The sequence below is a fragment of the Variovorax sp. VRV01 genome (assembly GCF_014852545.1).
GTDB classification, from domain to species: Bacteria; Pseudomonadota; Gammaproteobacteria; order Burkholderiales; family Burkholderiaceae_C; genus Variovorax; species Variovorax beijingensis_A.
Map to the genome: position 1 here is coordinate 104,162 of NZ_JACVBS010000016.1, position 16,405 is coordinate 120,566.

Below are 16,405 nucleotides of genomic sequence, written 5' to 3' on the forward strand. Positions count from 1 at the left end.
GCCGGCATTTCACCGGCGGCGGTCCGCGGGCTTGGCGCGGAAGTCCGGCGAGCGGGCGACCACCGCGCGGATCTCCTGCATCAGTGCGCTCGCACCGGGCGAGGGGAACGCACCAAGGCGCTGGGTGAGGCCGATCTCGCGCCGCGTCTCGTCGAGCGGAAAGTCGAGCACCACCAGGCTGGCGTTGCGGATCTCGTGGCGCAGCTGGTGGGCCGAGATCGCGGTCAGCATGTCGCTTTCGAGCAGCAGGCCGCGCAGCACGGCGAGGTCGCCGGTCTCCACGGCGGGAACCGGCGGCGCCTCGCGCGCGGCCGAGAAAAAGCGCTCGAGCAGCTCGCGCGACGGCGTGCCCTGCCGCGAGAGCGCCCAGGTCGCCTGCCGCAGCGCATCGAAGTCGACGCGCGCGGCGCGCGCCAGCGGATGGCCGGCGCGCGCGATCACCGAGATGCGGTCTTCGAACAGCGCTTCCTGCTGCAGGTCGCGCGCCTCGGCGCCGCTGCGCAGCGCGCCGAGGATGAAGTCGATGTCGCCGCTGCGCAGCGATGCCGCCAGTGCGTCGTAAGGGCTTTCGACCGTGGCGACGTGCAGCCCCGGATGGCGCGCCAGCAGCGAGGCGATCGCTTGCGGCAGTATCTGCGTGCGGCCGAGCGGCAGCGCTCCCACGTTCACGCTGCCCTGCAGCATGCCTTCGCTGGCCGCGATGTCGGGGCCGATGTGGCGCAGCTCCGCGAGCACGCGCTTGAAATGGAAGGCCACGATCTCGCCGGCCGGCGTGGGCACGAGACCGCGCGTCCTGCGCTCGAGCAGCGCGACGCCGAGCCCGCCTTCGAGGTCCTTCAGCGCGCTGCTGATCGCCGGCTGCGTGATGCCGAACTCGCGCGCGACCGCCGGCATGTTGCGCTTCTCCACAAGGCTCGCGATCACCGCCAGGCGGCGGCCGTTGAGGATCGACGCGAACGGCGAATGCACGTCGGCCGAGGTGCCGATGCCGCCGCGCGCGACGAGCTGGGCGCGCGCATCCTCGAACTCGCGCTCGATGCGGCGAGCGCGCAGCAGCACCAGGTCGCCGTAGGAGTTCAGCGCCATGCCGCGCGGGCCGCGGTCGAACAGCGGACGCCCGAGCGCGCCTTCGAGCTCGGAAATGGAGCGCGTCACGCCCGAGGCGACGCGGAACAACTGCTCGTCCGCGGCCCTGGCGATGCTGCCGGCCGCCGCCACGGCCGTGAACGCGCGCAGGTGCCGCAGGTTGAGGCCCAGCGCATGCGTGTGCGTGCGGTCGATCACTTTGTCTTGCAGCTGGCGTCGGCCCGTCATTCCAGAGGTGCCGGGGCGCGAGCCCTGGCCGATAAGAAAGTCTGATGGTAGGGCAAGCCGAACTCACGCCACGCGGCGGCCTCCGGAACCACACTTGACGCAAGGGCCGGCGCACTCGCCATGCAGGCCGGCAAGTCACCACCAGCCACCAACGGAACCGCCCTATGATCATCGACTGCCACGGCCACTACACCACGGCACCCAAGGCGCTGGAGAACTGGCGCAGCCAGCAGATCGCGGGCCTGAAGGACCCCGCGCTGAAGCCCCGCGCCGCCGACCTGAAGATCAGCGACGACGAGCTGCGCGAGTCGATCGAGGGCAACCAGCTGCGCCTCATGAAGGAGCGCGGCAGCGACCTGACGATCTTCAGCCCGCGCGCGAGCTTCATGGCCCACCACATCGGCGACTTCGAGACCTCGTCGACATGGGCCGCCATCTGCAACGAGCTGTGCTTTCGCGTGAGCGAGCTGTTCCCCCACCATTTCATCGGCGCGGCCATGCTGCCGCAGTCGCCGGGCGTGGACCCGCGCAGCTGCATTCCGGAGCTGGAACGCTGCGTGCGGGAGTATGGCTTCGTCGCCATCAACCTCAATCCCGATCCCTCGGGTGGGCACTGGACCTCGCCGCCCCTGTCGGACCGCCATTGGTACCCGCTCTACGAGAAGATGGTCGAGCACGACATTCCGGCCATGGTGCATGTGAGCACGAGCTGCAACGCCTGCTTCCACACCACCGGCGCGCATTACCTGAATGCCGACACCACGGCTTTCATGCAGTGCCTCACGTCAGACCTGTTCACCGACTTTCCGAGTTTGCGCTTCGTGATCCCGCATGGCGGCGGCGCAGTGCCCTACCACTGGGGGCGCTTCCGCGGCCTCGCGCAGGAGATGAAGAAGCCGCTGCTCAAGGACCACCTGCTCAACAACATCTTCTTCGACACCTGCGTGTACCACCAGCCGGGCATCGACCTGCTGACGCGCGTGATCCCGGTCGACAACATCCTGTTCGCGAGCGAAATGATCGGCGCGGTGCGCGGCATCGACCCCGAGACCGGCTTCTTCTACGACGACACGCGCCGCTACATCGACGCCACGCCCATGCTCGACGCCGAGGCGCGCCACAAGGTGTTCGAAGCCAATGCACGCCGCGTGTACCCGCGCCTGGACCGCGCACTCATCGCCAAGGGGCTCTGATCTCATGACTTTTTCTTCCTCCAATACTCTCCAGCAGATCGGCGTAGTCCATCGCAAGGTGGCGCGCGCGGACGCCGCCGCGGTCGAGAAGCTCTCGCGCTTCGGCGTGTCCACCGTGCACGAGGCGCTCGGCCGGCTTGGGCTGATGCAGCCGCGCATCCGTCCGATCCATCCCGATGCGCACTTCTGCGGCCCGGCCGTCACGGTGCTGCTGCAGCCCGGCGACAACTGGATGCTCCACGTGGCGGCCGAGCAGATCCAGCCTGGCGACGTGGTGGTGGCTGCCTGCACCAGCGACAGCACCGACGGCTTCTTCGGCGACCTGCTCGCCACCTCCTTCAAGGCGCGCGGGTGCAACGGCCTGGTGATCGACGGCGGCGTGCGCGACGTGCGCGACCTCAACGCGATGGGCTTTCCCGTGTTCAGCCGCGCCATCCATTCGAAGGGCACGATCAAGGCCACGCTCGGCTCGGTCAACGTGCCCGTGGTGTGCGCCGGCGCGCTGGTGCATCCGGGCGACGTGGTGGTGGCCGACATCGACGGCGTGGTGGTGGTGCCGGCCGCGCGCGCACAGCAGGTGGCCGACGCCGCCGAAGCGCGCGAGGCCAACGAAACGGCCAAGCGCGCGCGCTTCGCGGCCGGCGAGCTCGGGCTCGACATGTACGCCATGCGCGAGCCGCTGGCCAAGGCCGGCCTGCGCTACATCGACTGAGGGCAGGATGGACATGGCTCGCATCCTCGGCGCCGCGACCGCCGGCATCACCCGCCGCCAAGCCTGCGTCTGGTCCGCAGGCGGCGCGCTCTGGCTCGCGAGCCGCAGCGGCGCGGCCGCCGAGGGCTATCCGGACCACCCGCCGCACCTCGTCGTTCCGTTCACGCCCGGCGGCTCCACGGACGTGCTGGCGCGCGGCATCGGGCAGGCGCTCGGCCGCGCGTGGAACCAGGCCGTGGTGGTCGACAACGTGCCGGGCGCGGGCGGTTCCGTCGGCGCGGAGAAGGTCGCGAAAGCGCCCGCGGACGGCTACACGCTGCTGATGGGGCACATCGGCACCCTGGCCATCAACCCCTCGCTTTACCCGAAGCTCGGCTACCACCCGCTGCGCAGCTTTGCGCCCGTGGCGTGGGTCGCGCGGGTGCCGAACGTGCTCGTGGTCCATGCGTCGGTGCCGGCGCGCACGCTGGCCGAGCTGATCGCGCTGGCCAAGGCCAGGACCGGCCAGCTGGCCTACGGCTCCGGCGGCAACGGCAGCGCGGCGCACATCGCGATGGAATACCTCAAGCTGCAGACCGGCGCCCCGCTGCTGCACATTCCCTACCGCGGCACCGCGCCGGCCGTGAACGACCTGCTGGCGGGCCAGCTGCAGGCACTCTTCACCGGCACGCCCGCGCTGCTGCCGCACATCAAGGCCGGCAAGCTGCGTGCGCTCGCGGTCTCGAGCCCGCGCCGCATCGCGCTGCTGCCCGAGGTGCCCACGGTGGCCGAGAGCGGCGCGCCCGGCACCCAGGATTTCGAAGCCGACCAGTGGTACGGCGTGGTCGCACCGGCCGCAACGCCCGCGCCGATCATTGCGATGATCAACCAGCAGATCAACCGCTCGCTCGACGCAGCGGAAGTCAAGGCGCGCCTGGCGGCCGAGGGCGCCGAGGCCACGCCCGCGACGCCGCAGGCCTTCGGCCAGCTGATCGCGAGCGAGATCGTGCGCTGGGAGCGCGTGATCAAGTCGGCCCGCATCACCGTCGATTGAACAGCAAGGAGACACGCACATGGACATCACACTGGGCATCGTCGGCTGCGGCGAAGTGGGCGGCATCTTCGGCCGCGGCCTGCTGCACAAGGAGGGCGTCAAGGCGGTCTGGGTCTGGGACCTGAAATTCGCCGACCCCGGCAGCGGCGCTGCGGCACGGGCCGCCGCCGAAGCCGACGGCCTGCGCGTCGCCTCGGGCATGCAGGCGCTGTGCGCCGCGGCCGATCTGCTGATCTCGGCCGTCACCGCGTCCAGCACCTTCGCGGTGGCCGAGGAAGCCGCGCGCCATGCGCGCGCGGGCAGCCGCTTTCTCGATCTCAATTCGGCCTCGCCCGGCACCAAGCAGCGGGCCGGCGCCGTGCTCGAGGCCGCCGGCGTCGGCTATGTGGAAGCCGGCGTGATGACCTCGGTGCCGCCCTACGGCATCCGCGTGCCGATGCTGCTGGGCGGCGCCCAGGCCGAGGCGCTGGCTGCCATGCTGTGCGCATGGGGCATGGACGCACGCGCCGTGAGCGAGCGGCTCGGCGTAGCCTCGGCCATCAAGATGAGCCGCAGCATCATGATCAAGGGCCTGGAGGCGCTGGTCATCGAAAGCTACACCACGGCACGGCGCTACGGCGTCGAGGCGCATGTGCTGCCCACGCTCGCGGAAACCTTTCCGCAAATCGACTGGGAGCGGCAGGGCGCCTACTTCTTCAGCCGCGTCGTGCAGCATGGCAAGCGGCGTGCCGAAGAAATGCGCGAAGCGGCGCAGACCGTTCGCGAAACCGGCTTCGAGCCCTTGATGGCGGCCGCCATTGCAGCCAAGCAGGACTGGGTCGCGCAGCAGGCGCGCACCGGACGCTTCGACGGATTGGACGCCAGCAGCCCGTGGCAGGACTACGCCGACCGCCTGATCGGCACAGGGCAGGGCGGCGAGAAATGACGGCGCCCGCGATCCGTGGCCTCTGCTCGATGGCGACCCAGGGCTTGCTGGAGGAGCTTGCGGCCGCCCATTCGCGGCGCAGCGGCGTGCCGGTCTCATTCCTGGCGATCGGCGGGGTCGAGGCTGCGCGGCGCGTGGCCGCGGGCGAGCCCTTCGACATGGTGGTGCTGGCCTCGGAGGCGATCGACGCGCTCGTCGCGCAGGGCAGGCTCGACGCCGCCGGCAAGGTCGACCTGGTCCGTTCGGGCGTGGCCGTGGCAGTGCCTGCGGGCGCGGCGCGTCCCGATATCTCCACCGAAGACGCACTGCGCAGCGCGGTGCGGGCCGCCTCCGGCGTTGCGTATTCGACCGGGCCAAGCGGCGTCGCCTTGATGGCACTGTTCGAGCGCTGGGGCATGGCCGGCGAGATCCGCGCCCGCCTGGCGCAGGCGCCGCCCGGCGTGCCGGTCGGCGCGCTGCTTGCACGCGGCGAGGCCGCACTGGGGTTCCAGCAACTGAGCGAGCTGATCGGTGTCGAAGGCATCGACCTGCTCGGTCCCTTGCCGCCGGAGGTTCAGATCACCACGGTCTTTTCCGCGGCGCCGGTGGTCGGCTGCGCGCAGCCGGCCGCGGTGGGCGCGCTGCTCGAATTCATGTGCTCGGCCGACAGCGCCGAGGCCAAGCGCCGCCACGGCATGGCGCCGGCCTGAGGCCAGCTCGGCGCCGGCTCAGCCGCGCGCCTGGATCATCTTCCAGCCATTCCCCGACGGATCGCGAAAGCCCGCGTCCACGGTGCCGTAGCGCTCCACCGGCTCCTGCGTGAACTCCACGCCCAGGCCGCGCATCCGCTCATAGGCGGCGCGGCAGTCGTCCACCCGCAGCACCAGCGGCGGCATCGCGCCCTTGGCCACGATGGCGCGCACCGCCTGCGCCGTGGCCGCGTCGAGCACCGGCGGCCCGGGCCTGAACAGGCCGAGCTGGAACGACGGCTGCTCGGGGTGCTGCACCGTGAGCCAGCGGTAGTCGCCGTTTCCCACGTCGGTGTGGACGCGGAAGCCGCGCTTCTCAACATAGAACGCCAGCGCCTCGTCCTGATCGTGCACGTACAGACCGGCGACTTCAATGCCCTGATTCATGGGATCTCCTGTGGTTGTTCGGGCTCGTTTGTACCGTCTGCCGCGAGGCGCCGCTTCTCCGAAACTGCGGTCGTCAGATGGGGCCGGCGGGCGGCATTGACGATGCAGACGGGCACCTGGCCGAGCTCGTGCGGCGTGGCCTTGCCGCGCGCGCGGATCGCGCTCGGGCTGCTGCCCGTGATGTCGCGGAAGGTGCGCCCGAAGGTGCCCAGGCTCGCCCAGCCCGTCTCGAAGGCGATGTCGGTGATGGGCCGGTCGGTCTCGCGCAGCAGCGCCATCGCGCGCTCGATGCGGCGCGTGAGCAGGTACCGGTGCGGCGGCGTACCGAAGGCCTGCTTGAACGAACGCGCGAAGTGGGCCTCCGACACGCCGCTCACCTGCGCCAGCCGTTCGACCGGCCACTCCTCGTGCGATGCGGCGTCCATCCGGTCCTTGGCGCGCAGCAGCCGCCGCAGCAGCGCGGGATCCTGGTTGATCGAGTTGATGGCCATCGCAAATTATCGGGGACGCGCCGTGCAGCGGCTGGAGGCGCTATCCTGCCGGGGATCGCAACTGGCGTTCGTATCTGTCCAATTCAGGAGACCCAAGATGATCAGCAAGAACACGATTTGCCTCTGGTACGACGGCACCGCCCTCGATGCCGCCAAGTTCTACGCCGAGACCTTCCCCGACAGCGCGGTGGGCGCCGTGCATCGCGCACCCGGCGACTATCCCTCGGGCAAGGAGGGCGATGTGCTGACGGTCGAGTTCACGGTGATGGGCATCCCTTGCCTGGGCCTGAACGGGGGACCGGCGTTCAAGCACAGCGAGGCCTTCTCGTTCCAGGTCGCAACCGACGACCAGGCCGAAACGGACCGCTTGTGGAACGCGGTCATCGGCAACGGCGGGCAGGCAAGCGCATGCGGCTGGTGCAAGGACAAGTGGGGACTGTCGTGGCAGATCACGCCGCGCGCCCTGACGGCCGCGATCACCGATCCCGACCCGGCGGCAGCCAAGCGCGCGTTCGAAGCCATGATGGAAATGACAAAGATCGACATCGCCGCGATCGAAGCGGCCCGGCGCGGTTGACGCGTTCGGACCCCAACCCCGGCCTCGGCTTCATGGCGGGCCACAAGCCGCCGAACCATGATCACCCTGCACCACTGCCTCAGCGCACGCTCGTTCCGCCCTCTCTGGATGCTTGAAGAGATCGGGCTTTCCTACGACCTCAGGATGCTGCCCTTTCCGCCGCGCGTGCTGTCGCGGCCGTATCTCGAGGTGAACCCGCTCGGCACCGTGCCGATGCTGTCCGACGGCGCCATGCGAATGACCGAGTCGGCCGCGATCTGCCAGTACCTGGCTGCGCGGTTCTCGGCGGGCCAGCTGGATGTAGGTTGCGACGAGGCTGACTTCGGCCCGTACCTCAACTACCTCCATTTCGGCGAGGCGACCTTGACCTTTCCGCAGACGCTCGTGTTGCGGTATGCGCACTTCGAGCCGGCGCAGCGGAAGCAGCCGCAGGTGGCCGACGACTATGCCAAGTGGTTCCTCGCGCGCCTGCGAACGCTGGAGCCGTTGCTCGCCGAGCGCGACTATCTTTGTGCAGGCCGCTTCACTGCGGCGGACGTGTCGGTCGGCTACGCATTGCTGCTGGCCGAGCATCTGGGCCTGGCCGAGCGCTTCACACCGGCGGTGGCGGCCTACTGGGAGCGTCTGCAGGCGCGACCGGGCTTCAAGGCGGCCATGGCTGCGCAATCGCGAGCGGCCGAGGCGCAGGGTGTCTCTTCGACCCCTGCGCCCGACATCAGGCCCGACAGGCCTTGACGCGCGGCCCCGGCCCGAAGCGCCTATGCAGCTTCAGCCCCTGGCAGCAGTTGCGGGTTGTAGATCGCCTCCCACAGGTGCCCGTCCGGGTCCATGAAGTAACCGGCGTACCCGCCGTAGAAGGTGTCCGCTGCGGTTTTCACCACCTTGGCACCGGCCCTCGCGGCTTGCTGCATTACGGCGTCCACTTCGGCCTTCGACATGACGTTGTGCCCGAGCGTGAATTCGAGGGACCCGCCCGCGCGCAGCGGAAGGCCGGCATCGACCGCGATGCTCGAGCGCGGCCACACGGCCAGCTTGAGCCCGTCCTGCAGCTCGAAGAAGGCGACGGCGCCATGCTCGAACTCCCTGCCCACGATGCCGTTGGTCGGCAGACCGAGTCCGTCGCGATAGAAGGCGACAGCTCTCTCCAGGTCCTCGACGCCGAGGGTGATGACGGTGATTCTTGGTTGCATGGAGGTCTCCGAAGAAAAGGCGATGTGGCCCGGATCAGGCTGCATGCCCGAGTTCCGCGCGAAATGCGCGCAGTGCCTCGCAGGTTGCGGCGGGCGCCTCGATGGGAAGGAACTCGCCGCTGCCGCTGATGAGCTGCGATCGAAGATTCGCGGCGCCGGCCTTGCGCAGGCCGTCGGCATAGTCGTCGATGTCGCGGCCGCCGGCGTCGCCGCGCAGGTACAGGATGGGCGTGTCGATGCGAACGGGGCTCGCATTGCGTTGCGCGGCGCTCTCGAGTGCCCGGTACCAGTCGAAGCCGGCCTTCAACGCTTCGGGCCGCTGGTAGGCGCGCGTCCAGTCGTTCCGGATCTCGTTCGTCAGCGCATGCTTGTCGCCCGCGAGCAGGTCGTAGAAGTAGTCGAAATAGGCGCGTTCGCGTCCGCTCACCAGCAGTTCGGGCAGCTGCGGTATCGCATGGAACGCGAAGTGCCAGATGCGCGGCTCGGCGATGAGCCTCGACCACGGCGCAACGCCCGGGATGACGGTGTTCATGACCACCGCGCCGGCAATGCGTGCGCCATGCTCGCGGGCCGCCGCAAGGGCGAGCATGCCGCCGATGTCCACGCCCGCGAACACGATCGAATGCGCACCCAGCGATTCGGCCGCGCGGAGCAGGAGGCCGGCGAGCACATGCAGTTCGCACGGCGATGCGGCCGGCGGCATGCCAAGCGATCCGCCGATGCCGGGCAGGTCGAAGGCAATGGCGTGGGCATCACTTCCCAGTTCGTCCAGCACCGGGTCGTAGATCGACTTCGATTGCGGCCAGCCGTGCAGCAGCACGAGCCACGGCGAGCGCGGGTCGCCGGCACAGCGGTAGGAAAGGGTCAAGCCATCGATCGAAAGCGTGGATTCGCGGGCCATGGGTGCGTGCTCCTTCGAGAAGCACCGTATCCCTCGCGAAGCCCGTGCTGATCAGCCTCGTCCGCAGCCGGATGTAGGCCGTTTACTTACTCGCCTGCGGCCTTGCTGCGCAACCGTTCCAGGATCAGGGTGGCCGCCTCGCTCGCGCTGACGAATGCCGAATCGATGACGAGGCGACTTGTGGTCCAGGCCGCGTATTCATGGCGCGCGACCGCCTCCCAGGTCGGCGGAACGTGGCCCGGAATGTCGGCCTTCCGGCCCTCCACGCGCCTGCGGTACGCTGCGGGGTCGGAACACACGATCTCGAGCTCGAGCAAGCCCGAGGATGTGTCGGCTGCCACCGCACGCCATGCTTCGCGGGTGACCGGGAGCGGATTGACGCAATCAGCGATCACCGACATGCCAAGCGCGAGATTGGACCGGGCAAGCTCGCAGGCAACAGCGTAGCCGGCGGGGCCCGGTTCACCGAGCGCCCTCGATCGGATGAGCGCTTGCTCGATGGTGTCGATGCGCAGATAGGCGCAGGGGAAGCCGGCAGCGAGTGCGCGCGCAATGGTGGTCTTGCCGGTGCCGGGCAATCCGCCGAGAACAATCAGCATCGGTTTCGCCATGCGCGTGATTCCTCGGCTCAAGGCGCCGTCCGCAGTTGTTGCTCCCGCGGCCGTTCCATCGCGGCCGACGAGGGGCTGAAGCCCAGCCTGGCAAAGAACTCGGCGGCACCCGGCCGGCCGGCCCGCAGCACCCATGTGATGCCCTTCTCCGAACCCAGGATGTGCCGGACCAGCGCTTGCCCGATGCCCTGCCGGCGCAACGGCTCGGCGACCACCACCATCGACAGGTAGCCGTTGGAGATGCCATCGCCGATGGCGCGCGCAAAGCCGACGATCTCGCCGTCCGCCGACAACGCAACCACCGCCTGCTGCGATGCCGAGATCAGCCGGCCGAGGTGTGCGGCATCGGCGATCCGGTGCGCCCATCCGCTGGCGGAAAGAAGGCGATGGACCGCATCGGCATCGGAAGCCGCAGCAGCGCGAATCTGCATATCCGCTCCTCGGGAATTGAATGGCATCGAGGGCGACTGTAGCCGCTCGCGCGGCTGCGATCAGTCCCGGTCTTCGCGATAGTGGCGGTAGTGCTCGCGGCGCTCCCATTCGCGGCGGCGCCATTCACGGCGCGCTGCGCGCCGTTCTTCCCAGCTCGGTCCCGGCTCGTAGTAGACGGGTGCCGGTGCAACGTAGGCGGGCGGCTGGTAGCGCACCGGCGGCGCCGGCTCGTAGTAGACGGGGGCCGGCCGCGAGTACACGGGCGCGGGCTCGTAGTACACCGGTGCCGGTTCGCTCACCACCACGCCGGGCACCGACACGCCGATGGACCAGCTGGTGCCCGCGCTTGCAGCAGCCACGCCGAAAAGAGCGCCTGCGGCAATGGTGCCCGAGAGAGCCAGCTTGAGAACGGTTCGAGGAAAGGTCATCTCGTCTCCAGAGATATGGGATTGCTCCCGATGCCTCTTCCAACGTTCGGCCGCGCAAGATCGCACACATCGCTTCGGTGAAGAACATTTCAAGATGTCACGCGAAAACCCCAGGAAGCCGCATGGCAGACTCTGCCCCTGCCGCCAATCCTTCTTTTTTGCCGGCATTGCCGTGCCGAAAGATCTTCCATGCTTGAACTGCTGACGGATCCCCAGGTCTGGATCGCCTTTGCGACCCTGACCGCGCTCGAGCTCGTGCTGGGCATCGACAACATCATCTTCATCTCGATCCTGGTCGACAAGCTGCCGCCCGAAAGGCGCGAATTCGCGCGCCGGACCGGCCTGTTCATGGCCATGTTCATGCGCATCGGCCTGCTGCTGGTGCTCGCGTGGATCGTGGGCCTGGTCGCTCCGCTTTTCTCGGTGCTCGGTAAGGACATCTCGGGGCGCGACCTGATCCTGATCCTGGGCGGGCTGTTCCTGATCTGGAAGAGCACCAGCGAGGTCCATCAGTCGCTGGAGGGCGGCCACGAGCAGAAGTCCAGCGCCGTCAAGGCCACCTTCGCCGGTGTCATCCTGCAGATCATGGTCATCGACCTGGTGTTCTCGCTGGATTCGATCATCACGGCGGTCGGCATGGTGGACGACGTGCGGGTCATGATCGCCGCGGTGATCGTGTCGGTGTTCCTCATGATGCTGTTTGCCGGCCCGATCGGCCGCTTCGTCTCGAACCATCCCACCATCAAGATGCTGGCGCTGGCCTTCCTGGTGGTGGTGGGCGTGGTACTGGTGGCAGAGGGCTTCGGGCATCACGTGCCCAAGGGCTACGTGTACTTCGCGATGGCCTTCTCGCTGGCCGTCGAGATGCTCAACATCCGGCTGCGCAGGAAGGCGGCCAAGCCCGTGGAGCTGAACCCGCCCCATATTCCGGGCGACTGACGCCGCTCGGCGCCTCAGCCCGGAATGTTCGGCTCGACCAGCTGGGCCAGCGCGACCAGCGACTCCTGCCAGCCCAGGTAGCACATCTCCGCGGGAATCAGGCCAGGGATGCCTTCCTGCACGACGGACATGTCGGTGCCGCAGGACACGGCCGCGAGCGTCACGGTGGTCTTCATGGTGCCCGGCAGGTTGGGATCGTCGAAGCTCGCATCGTAGGCAATGCGCTGGCCGGGAACGAGTTCCAGGTACTTGCCGCCGAACGAGTGGCTGTGGCCGCTGCCAAAGGCGGTGAAGGACATGCGCCAGGCGCCCCCGACCACCGGGTCCATGCTGTGGACCTTGCCGGTGAATCCGAAAGGCGGCAGCCAGCGCTCGAAGGCGCTGGGCTCGACAAAGGCGCGGTAGAGCCGCTCGGGCGGGGCGCGCAGTACGCGGTGCAGGCGGACGGTATTGGTAGCCATGGCTGTGTTCTCCTGAAATGCGGAGGATGACCCTCCACTGACACGACGAACGAGGCTGCGGAAAATCGACAGCGAACTGTAGCGCCGTGCGATGAAACTTTTTTTGAGGCTGAAAGTTCGCAGTCTGGCCTGCGCGCTCTGGTCAGGCGGAGCGCAGAAAAAGAGCCTCGCGCTCTTCGATCCAGTGCGAGCCGTGCCCGTAGATCGCATTCTGAACTTCGCAGATCACCTGGGCCTCCCTGCGTGCCGCCGGGGTTTCGGGCACCCACAGGCCGTCGTCGCAGTGCTCGTCGTCCTCGTCGTGGACGACGCTCGAACGCCAGTTGACGCAGATTTGCTTCATTCGAATCGAGGCGGACGGGGAAGGGTGGAGTGCGGGCCGCATGGCGTGCTCTGCTGGATGGCGGCGATCCTACAAGTGCGAACCGGCAAATGCGGCAGGTCGTACGGGAGGGCGGTGGCGGAACCTGTGCGAATTTGCGCATTTCGCGGCGAATCCTGCGGGTCCGCGTGCCCATGCATACTCCGCTCGATGAAGAACCCGCACCACGACTGCCGCGTCTTCGGCTCCCCCTGGGAGGGCGTGCATGGCACCCGCATCTCGAGCCAACGCCGCTACGGCAGGCACTGGCACGCCACCTTCGGCATCGGCATCATCGACGAGGGTGCCCAGCGCTCGGCCAGCGGATGCGGCGAGGTCGAGGCCCATGTCGGCCACCTCATCGCAACGAATCCGGGCGAAGTGCATGACGGGCGGCCGCTTGGCGGGCCGTTTCGGCGCTGGCGCATGCTGTATCTCGAACCCGCTGCGCTCCGATGGGCCGTGGATGCGTCCGCAACGGGCACGGCGAATGATGGCGACATGGCGCTGATCCGCCCCGTCATCAGCGACGACCGGCTGCGGCGCACGCTCGGCGATCTCCTGCGGCTGCTGGAGGCGCGCGCCGCCGCGCCGAAGCAGGCGCAGGCGGATGCATTGCGCTGCGAGGAACTGCTCGTGCAGACCTGCACCATGCTCGCATCGCGCCACGGCGCCCAACGGCTGCCCGTGCATGCGCCGTCGGCCGGCGTCTCGCGGGCGCGCGAAATGCTCGCGGATTGCCTTGCGCAGCCGCCCAGCCTGGGCCAGCTCGCGGCCTCTTCGGGGCTGAGCAAATACCAGCTGCTGCGGCGCTTCAGGGAGGTCCATGGCGTCACGCCGTTCGCGTGGCTGCTCCAGCAGCGCGCGGAAGTGGCGCGCGGCCTCATCCGGCGCGGCGCGGCACTGGCGGACGCGGCCATGGCGGCCGGCTTTGCGGACCAGAGCCACATGACGCGCGCGTTCGCACTGCACTTCGGCTTCACGCCCGGCGCATGGCAGCGCGCCTGGACGCCGCCCGCACGGCTGCAATAGCGTTCAAGACAGGCCGCCGCGCCGGCGACACACTGCGCCATGGACTCTTTCTTCTTCTCTCATTCGCCGGAAATCTGGCAGCGCCATCCCGAACTGGTGCCCGGCGTCCTGCTGGCCCAGGGCATCCACCGGAACGGCTCGGTGCAGGCGCAGGTGGCGCACTACCACGGCGTGGCGCGCGCACGGCTCGAAGCCGTCGGTTCGGAAGCCGATCTTCCGGAGATCCAGGCCTGGCGCCGCAGCTTCGCACGCATGGGCCTCAAGCCCACGCAATACCGGTGCGCCTCCGAATCGCTGCTGCGCCGGTTCCGGAAAGAAGGCGCGCTGCCGCCGATCCATCCGCTCGTCGATCTTTGCAATGCACTGTCGCTGGCCTTCGCGATTCCGATCGCGGTGTTCGACCTGTCGAAGGTGGCCGAGGGGCTGCAGGTGCGATGCGCCGACGGCACCGAAAGCTACCTCGCGTTCTCGGGCGAAACCGAAACGCCCGATCGCGGCGAAGTCGTCTTTGCGGATGCCGCGGGCTGCGCGCACGCCCGGCGCTGGACCCATCGCCAGAGCGCGCGTTCCGCCGTGCGCGATGAAACCTCCCGCGTCCTCATCGTGGCCGAGGCCTTGCACGCGGATGCCGCCAACGATGTGCGGCAGCTGCTGGATGCGCTGTCCCGCGCATTGGCCGAGATCTGGGAGCCGCCGGCCGCGAGCGCGCTGTTGCGGAAAGAGGCGCCCCGGCTGGCGTTCTGAAGAGCGGCCGTTTCCCGAGGCGCCCGGTCAGGCGCGCCGCTTGAAGAGGGCAGACGCGCCGCTCGCGTGCGCCACGTCCTCGGCCGTGGCCAGCAGCGCCGGGCCCAGCGCCAGCATGCGTTCTTCGGTCAGCCGCACCAGCGGCCCGGCGATGGTGATGACGCCGATCACCGCGCCGTTGCCGCTGCGCACGGGGGCGGCCATGGCCGTCATGGCGGGCGCGAACACCTCGTTGATCATTGCGAAGCCGCGCTTGCGGGCCGCGCGCAGGTACGCCAGCAGCGCCTTGACGGTGGTCGGCGCCTTCGGGCCGTAGTCCTCGGGCTTGCCGAAGCCTTGCCTGGCGACCAGCTGCAGCGCCTGTTCGTCCGTCATGGTCGACAGCCACGCGTGGCCCGCGGAACTGCAGGAGAGATTGACCGAGAGGCCCATGTCGGGGTCGTAGCGCAGGCCGCGCATCGCGCCCTGCGCCTTGGCGACGAAGGTCAGCTCGTCGCCGTCGACCACCGCCAGCCGCACCAGCTCGCCCGATTCGGCCGCGAGCCGGTCGAGCAGCGGCTGCGCCACGTCGACGATGCCGCTGTTGCTCAGGAAGCTCAGGCCCAGCGACACCAGCTTGATCGTGAGCATGTAGTCGCCGTGGCTCTGATCCTGCCGCACGTAGCCGCAGCGGATCAGTTCGCCCAGCAGGCGGTGGGTGGCGCTCAGCGGCATTTCCAGCTCGGCGGAGAGCGCGGAAAGCGCGCGGCCTTCGGGATGGCCGGCCAGGTGTTCAAGGACCTTGAAGCTGCGTTCGAGGATGGCGCTCATGTCGTTCGGAAAGGTGGGGCAGGTGCGATGCTAGCTCTTTTGCCAAGTGTTTTCACTAGTGGAAAAGATTTCCACTTCGATCCTAAGATCGCGCCGCATCACTTGCTGGAGAACCATCTTGAGAAAGCTTCATCGCTCGTTGGCGGCCGCCGGCCTGGCCCTCGCGTTGGCCGTTCCGGCGCTCGCGCAGGAGGCGCAGGAACGCGTCATCCGCTTCGGCCACCTCAACAACGCCGACCATCCGGTGAGCTTTGGCGTGAAGCGTTTTGCCGAACTGCTGGCGGCCCGGAGCGGCGGCCGGATGAAGGTGCAGGAGTACCCGGCCTCGCAGCTGGGCAACGAGATGCAGCAGCAGTCGGCGCTGCAAGGCGGCGTGCAGCAGATGTCGGCGCCGGCCACCACTTCGCTCGCGGGCATCGTGAAGGAGTTCGGCCTGCTCGACTTTCCGTTCGCGGTCGGCAACTTCGCGCAGGCCGATGCGCTGCTCGACGGTCCTCTCGGGCAGGCGCTCGTTGCGAAGCTGCCGGAGAAGGGCCTGATCGCGCTGGGCTATTGGGACCTGGGCTTTCGCAACGTCACCAACAGCAAGCGCCCGATCACCCGGCCCGAAGACCTGGAGGGCCTGAAGATCCGCGTGATTCCCAACCCGGTATTCCTTGAGACCTTCAAGTCCTTCAAGGCCAACCCGGTGCCGATGCCCTTCGCGGAGCTCTACGGTGCGCTCGAATCGAAGGCGGTCGACGGCCAGGAGAACCCGTATTCGGTGATTCTTTCGAACAAGTTCTTCGAGGTGCAGAAGTTCGTGAGTGCCACCAACCACGTGTATGCGGCCAACATCGTGCTGGTCAGCAAGAAGTTCTGGGATTCGCTCAATCCCGCGGAGCAGAAGATGATGCGCGAGGCTGCAGACGAAGCCCGGGGCTACCAGCGACAGGTGAGCCGCGCCGCCGCGCAGCGCGCCGTGGGCGAGCTCCAGGCCAAGGGCGCGCAGTTCAACGAGCTTGCGCCGGCCGAGCAGGCCCGCATGCGGCAGATCGCCAGGCCCGTCATCGAGCGCTTCTCCGCCAGCTACGACCCCGCCATCGTCAAGCTCTACAACGACGAACTCGTGCGCATCCGCAAATAGGAAAGAAGCC

The 16,405-nt window shown here is 68.5% G+C and carries 22 protein-coding genes; 11 read left to right on the forward strand and 11 right to left on the reverse strand.

Features of this window, described 5'->3' with window-relative positions:
- Window positions 1–9: 9 nt before the first annotated feature.
- Window positions 10–1,314, reverse strand: a complete 1,305-nt coding sequence (locus tag IB278_RS24945) for a LysR family transcriptional regulator (protein WP_192326198.1) — start codon at window positions 1,312–1,314, stop codon at window positions 10–12.
- Between the two features lie 164 nt (window positions 1,315–1,478).
- On the opposite strand from IB278_RS24945, the gene IB278_RS24950 reads away from it, so the two are divergent.
- From IB278_RS24950 to IB278_RS24970, 5 genes are read left to right on the forward strand one after another with little or no spacing between them, the layout of a single operon-like run.
- A complete protein-coding gene (locus IB278_RS24950; RefSeq protein ID WP_192326200.1) occupies window positions 1,479–2,507 on the forward strand; it encodes an amidohydrolase family protein in 1,029 nt (342 codons plus the stop codon).
- 4 nt (window positions 2,508–2,511) lie between these two features.
- Complete coding sequence (gene ligK, locus IB278_RS24955) at window positions 2,512–3,219, forward strand: 4-carboxy-4-hydroxy-2-oxoadipate aldolase/oxaloacetate decarboxylase (protein ID WP_192326202.1); 708 nt, start codon at window positions 2,512–2,514, stop codon at window positions 3,217–3,219.
- A gap of 13 nt (window positions 3,220–3,232) precedes the next feature.
- Window positions 3,233–4,252 (forward strand): Bug family tripartite tricarboxylate transporter substrate binding protein, encoded by a 1,020-nt coding sequence (locus IB278_RS24960; protein ID WP_192326204.1) that lies wholly within the window; start codon window positions 3,233–3,235, stop codon window positions 4,250–4,252.
- 19 nt (window positions 4,253–4,271) lie between these two features.
- Entirely contained in the window at window positions 4,272–5,177 is a 906-nt protein-coding gene (locus IB278_RS24965; RefSeq protein ID WP_192326206.1) for a DUF1932 domain-containing protein, read from the forward strand.
- On the forward strand, window positions 5,174–5,866 hold the full coding sequence (locus tag IB278_RS24970) for a substrate-binding domain-containing protein (RefSeq protein WP_192326208.1): 693 nt from the start codon (window positions 5,174–5,176) through the stop codon (window positions 5,864–5,866). Before IB278_RS24965 ends, IB278_RS24970 begins: the two co-directional genes overlap by 4 nt.
- Before the next feature lie 18 nt (window positions 5,867–5,884).
- On the opposite strand, the gene IB278_RS24975 is transcribed toward IB278_RS24970, so the two are convergent.
- Together IB278_RS24975 and IB278_RS24980 are read right to left on the reverse strand one after the other, a co-directional pair.
- A complete protein-coding gene (locus IB278_RS24975) occupies window positions 5,885–6,292 on the reverse strand; it encodes a VOC family protein (protein WP_192326210.1) in 408 nt (135 codons plus the stop codon).
- Window positions 6,289–6,783, reverse strand: coding sequence for a helix-turn-helix transcriptional regulator (locus tag IB278_RS24980; protein WP_192326212.1), 495 nt, complete (start codon window positions 6,781–6,783; stop codon window positions 6,289–6,291). The genes IB278_RS24975 and IB278_RS24980 overlap by 4 nt, the downstream gene beginning before the upstream one ends.
- Window positions 6,784–6,880: 97 nt before the next feature.
- On the opposite strand from IB278_RS24980, the gene IB278_RS24985 reads away from it, so the two are divergent.
- Together IB278_RS24985 and IB278_RS24990 are read left to right on the forward strand one after the other, a co-directional pair.
- The gene (locus tag IB278_RS24985) at window positions 6,881–7,360 is read left to right on the forward strand and encodes a VOC family protein (RefSeq protein WP_192326214.1); all 480 of its coding nucleotides are present in this window, start codon (window positions 6,881–6,883) and stop codon (window positions 7,358–7,360) included.
- 57 nt (window positions 7,361–7,417) lie between these two features.
- Window positions 7,418–8,095, forward strand: a complete 678-nt coding sequence (locus IB278_RS24990; RefSeq protein WP_192326216.1) for a glutathione S-transferase family protein — start codon at window positions 7,418–7,420, stop codon at window positions 8,093–8,095.
- A 23-nt stretch (window positions 8,096–8,118) separates the two neighbouring features.
- On the opposite strand, the gene IB278_RS24995 is transcribed toward IB278_RS24990, so the two are convergent.
- From IB278_RS24995 to IB278_RS25015, 5 genes are all read right to left on the reverse strand, one after another.
- Window positions 8,119–8,550 (reverse strand): VOC family protein, encoded by a 432-nt coding sequence (locus IB278_RS24995; protein ID WP_192326218.1) that lies wholly within the window; start codon window positions 8,548–8,550, stop codon window positions 8,119–8,121.
- Between the two features lie 34 nt (window positions 8,551–8,584).
- Window positions 8,585–9,451 (reverse strand): alpha/beta fold hydrolase, encoded by an 867-nt coding sequence (locus tag IB278_RS25000; RefSeq protein ID WP_192326220.1) that lies wholly within the window; start codon window positions 9,449–9,451, stop codon window positions 8,585–8,587.
- A gap of 86 nt (window positions 9,452–9,537) precedes the next feature.
- Window positions 9,538–10,050 carry an AAA family ATPase gene (locus IB278_RS25005; protein WP_192326319.1) on the reverse strand — a complete coding sequence of 171 codons (513 nt, stop codon included), beginning with the start codon at window positions 10,048–10,050 and terminating at the stop codon, window positions 9,538–9,540.
- Between the two features lie 29 nt (window positions 10,051–10,079).
- A complete protein-coding gene (locus IB278_RS25010; protein ID WP_192326222.1) occupies window positions 10,080–10,493 on the reverse strand; it encodes a GNAT family N-acetyltransferase in 414 nt (137 codons plus the stop codon).
- Window positions 10,494–10,553: 60 nt separating this feature from the next.
- Window positions 10,554–10,922: a hypothetical protein gene (locus IB278_RS25015; protein WP_145746323.1), complete on the reverse strand. Its 369-nt coding sequence runs from the start codon at window positions 10,920–10,922 to the stop codon at window positions 10,554–10,556.
- Window positions 10,923–11,111: 189 nt separating this feature from the next.
- Between IB278_RS25015 and IB278_RS25020 the strand changes: the two genes are divergently transcribed.
- Window positions 11,112–11,861, forward strand: a complete 750-nt coding sequence (locus tag IB278_RS25020) for a TerC family protein (RefSeq protein ID WP_192326224.1) — start codon at window positions 11,112–11,114, stop codon at window positions 11,859–11,861.
- A gap of 14 nt (window positions 11,862–11,875) precedes the next feature.
- On the opposite strand, the gene IB278_RS25025 is transcribed toward IB278_RS25020, so the two are convergent.
- Window positions 11,876–12,322 carry an SRPBCC family protein gene (locus IB278_RS25025; RefSeq protein WP_192326226.1) on the reverse strand — a complete coding sequence of 149 codons (447 nt, stop codon included), beginning with the start codon at window positions 12,320–12,322 and terminating at the stop codon, window positions 11,876–11,878.
- Window positions 12,323–12,464: 142 nt separating this feature from the next.
- A complete protein-coding gene (locus tag IB278_RS25030) occupies window positions 12,465–12,665 on the reverse strand; it encodes a hypothetical protein (RefSeq protein WP_145746320.1) in 201 nt (66 codons plus the stop codon).
- 189 nt (window positions 12,666–12,854) lie between these two features.
- On the opposite strand from IB278_RS25030, the gene IB278_RS25035 reads away from it, so the two are divergent.
- Both IB278_RS25035 and IB278_RS25040 read left to right on the forward strand, forming a co-directional pair.
- Window positions 12,855–13,715, forward strand: a complete 861-nt coding sequence (locus tag IB278_RS25035) for an AraC family transcriptional regulator (RefSeq protein ID WP_192326228.1) — start codon at window positions 12,855–12,857, stop codon at window positions 13,713–13,715.
- 39 nt (window positions 13,716–13,754) lie between these two features.
- Window positions 13,755–14,459 carry a B3/4 domain-containing protein gene (locus IB278_RS25040; protein ID WP_192326229.1) on the forward strand — a complete coding sequence of 235 codons (705 nt, stop codon included), beginning with the start codon at window positions 13,755–13,757 and terminating at the stop codon, window positions 14,457–14,459.
- A gap of 27 nt (window positions 14,460–14,486) precedes the next feature.
- Here IB278_RS25040 and IB278_RS25045 read toward each other — a convergent pair whose 3' ends face one another.
- Window positions 14,487–15,269 carry an IclR family transcriptional regulator gene (locus IB278_RS25045; protein WP_145746317.1) on the reverse strand — a complete coding sequence of 261 codons (783 nt, stop codon included), beginning with the start codon at window positions 15,267–15,269 and terminating at the stop codon, window positions 14,487–14,489.
- Between the two features lie 118 nt (window positions 15,270–15,387).
- Here IB278_RS25045 and IB278_RS25050 point away from each other — a divergent pair, with 118 nt between their 5' ends.
- Entirely contained in the window at window positions 15,388–16,395 is a 1,008-nt protein-coding gene (locus tag IB278_RS25050; protein WP_192326231.1) for a TRAP transporter substrate-binding protein, read from the forward strand.
- Window positions 16,396–16,405 lie beyond the last annotated feature (10 nt).

Excerpts from the sequence above, each read along its gene's own strand:
- IB278_RS24990 (WP_192326216.1), top strand. The coding sequence starts at position 7,418 with ATGATCACCCTGCACCACTGCCTCAGCGCACGCTCGTTCCGCCCTCTC.
- IB278_RS24960 (WP_192326204.1), top strand. The coding sequence starts at position 3,233 with ATGGCTCGCATCCTCGGCGCCGCGACCGCCGGCATCACCCGCCGCCAA.
- IB278_RS24975 (WP_192326210.1), bottom strand. The coding sequence starts at position 6,292 with ATGAATCAGGGCATTGAAGTCGCCGGTCTGTACGTGCACGATCAGGAC.
- IB278_RS25040 (WP_192326229.1), top strand. The coding sequence starts at position 13,755 with ATGGACTCTTTCTTCTTCTCTCATTCGCCGGAAATCTGGCAGCGCCAT.
- IB278_RS25025 (WP_192326226.1), bottom strand. The coding sequence starts at position 12,322 with ATGGCTACCAATACCGTCCGCCTGCACCGCGTACTGCGCGCCCCGCCC.
- IB278_RS24985 (WP_192326214.1), top strand. The coding sequence starts at position 6,881 with ATGATCAGCAAGAACACGATTTGCCTCTGGTACGACGGCACCGCCCTC.
- IB278_RS24970 (WP_192326208.1), top strand. The coding sequence starts at position 5,174 with ATGACGGCGCCCGCGATCCGTGGCCTCTGCTCGATGGCGACCCAGGGC.
- IB278_RS24950 (WP_192326200.1), top strand. The coding sequence starts at position 1,479 with ATGATCATCGACTGCCACGGCCACTACACCACGGCACCCAAGGCGCTG.
- IB278_RS25020 (WP_192326224.1), top strand. The coding sequence starts at position 11,112 with ATGCTTGAACTGCTGACGGATCCCCAGGTCTGGATCGCCTTTGCGACC.
- IB278_RS24965 (WP_192326206.1), top strand. The coding sequence starts at position 4,272 with ATGGACATCACACTGGGCATCGTCGGCTGCGGCGAAGTGGGCGGCATC.
- IB278_RS24980 (WP_192326212.1), bottom strand. The coding sequence starts at position 6,783 with ATGGCCATCAACTCGATCAACCAGGATCCCGCGCTGCTGCGGCGGCTG.
- IB278_RS25015 (WP_145746323.1), bottom strand. The coding sequence starts at position 10,922 with ATGACCTTTCCTCGAACCGTTCTCAAGCTGGCTCTCTCGGGCACCATT.
- IB278_RS24995 (WP_192326218.1), bottom strand. The coding sequence starts at position 8,550 with ATGCAACCAAGAATCACCGTCATCACCCTCGGCGTCGAGGACCTGGAG.
- IB278_RS25035 (WP_192326228.1), top strand. The coding sequence starts at position 12,855 with ATGAAGAACCCGCACCACGACTGCCGCGTCTTCGGCTCCCCCTGGGAG.
- IB278_RS24945 (WP_192326198.1), bottom strand. The coding sequence starts at position 1,314 with ATGACGGGCCGACGCCAGCTGCAAGACAAAGTGATCGACCGCACGCAC.
- IB278_RS25010 (WP_192326222.1), bottom strand. The coding sequence starts at position 10,493 with ATGCAGATTCGCGCTGCTGCGGCTTCCGATGCCGATGCGGTCCATCGC.
- IB278_RS25005 (WP_192326319.1), bottom strand. The coding sequence starts at position 10,050 with ATGCTGATTGTTCTCGGCGGATTGCCCGGCACCGGCAAGACCACCATT.
- IB278_RS25045 (WP_145746317.1), bottom strand. The coding sequence starts at position 15,269 with ATGAGCGCCATCCTCGAACGCAGCTTCAAGGTCCTTGAACACCTGGCC.
- IB278_RS25030 (WP_145746320.1), bottom strand. The coding sequence starts at position 12,665 with ATGAAGCAAATCTGCGTCAACTGGCGTTCGAGCGTCGTCCACGACGAG.
- IB278_RS25000 (WP_192326220.1), bottom strand. The coding sequence starts at position 9,451 with ATGGCCCGCGAATCCACGCTTTCGATCGATGGCTTGACCCTTTCCTAC.
- ligK (WP_192326202.1), top strand. The coding sequence starts at position 2,512 with ATGACTTTTTCTTCCTCCAATACTCTCCAGCAGATCGGCGTAGTCCAT.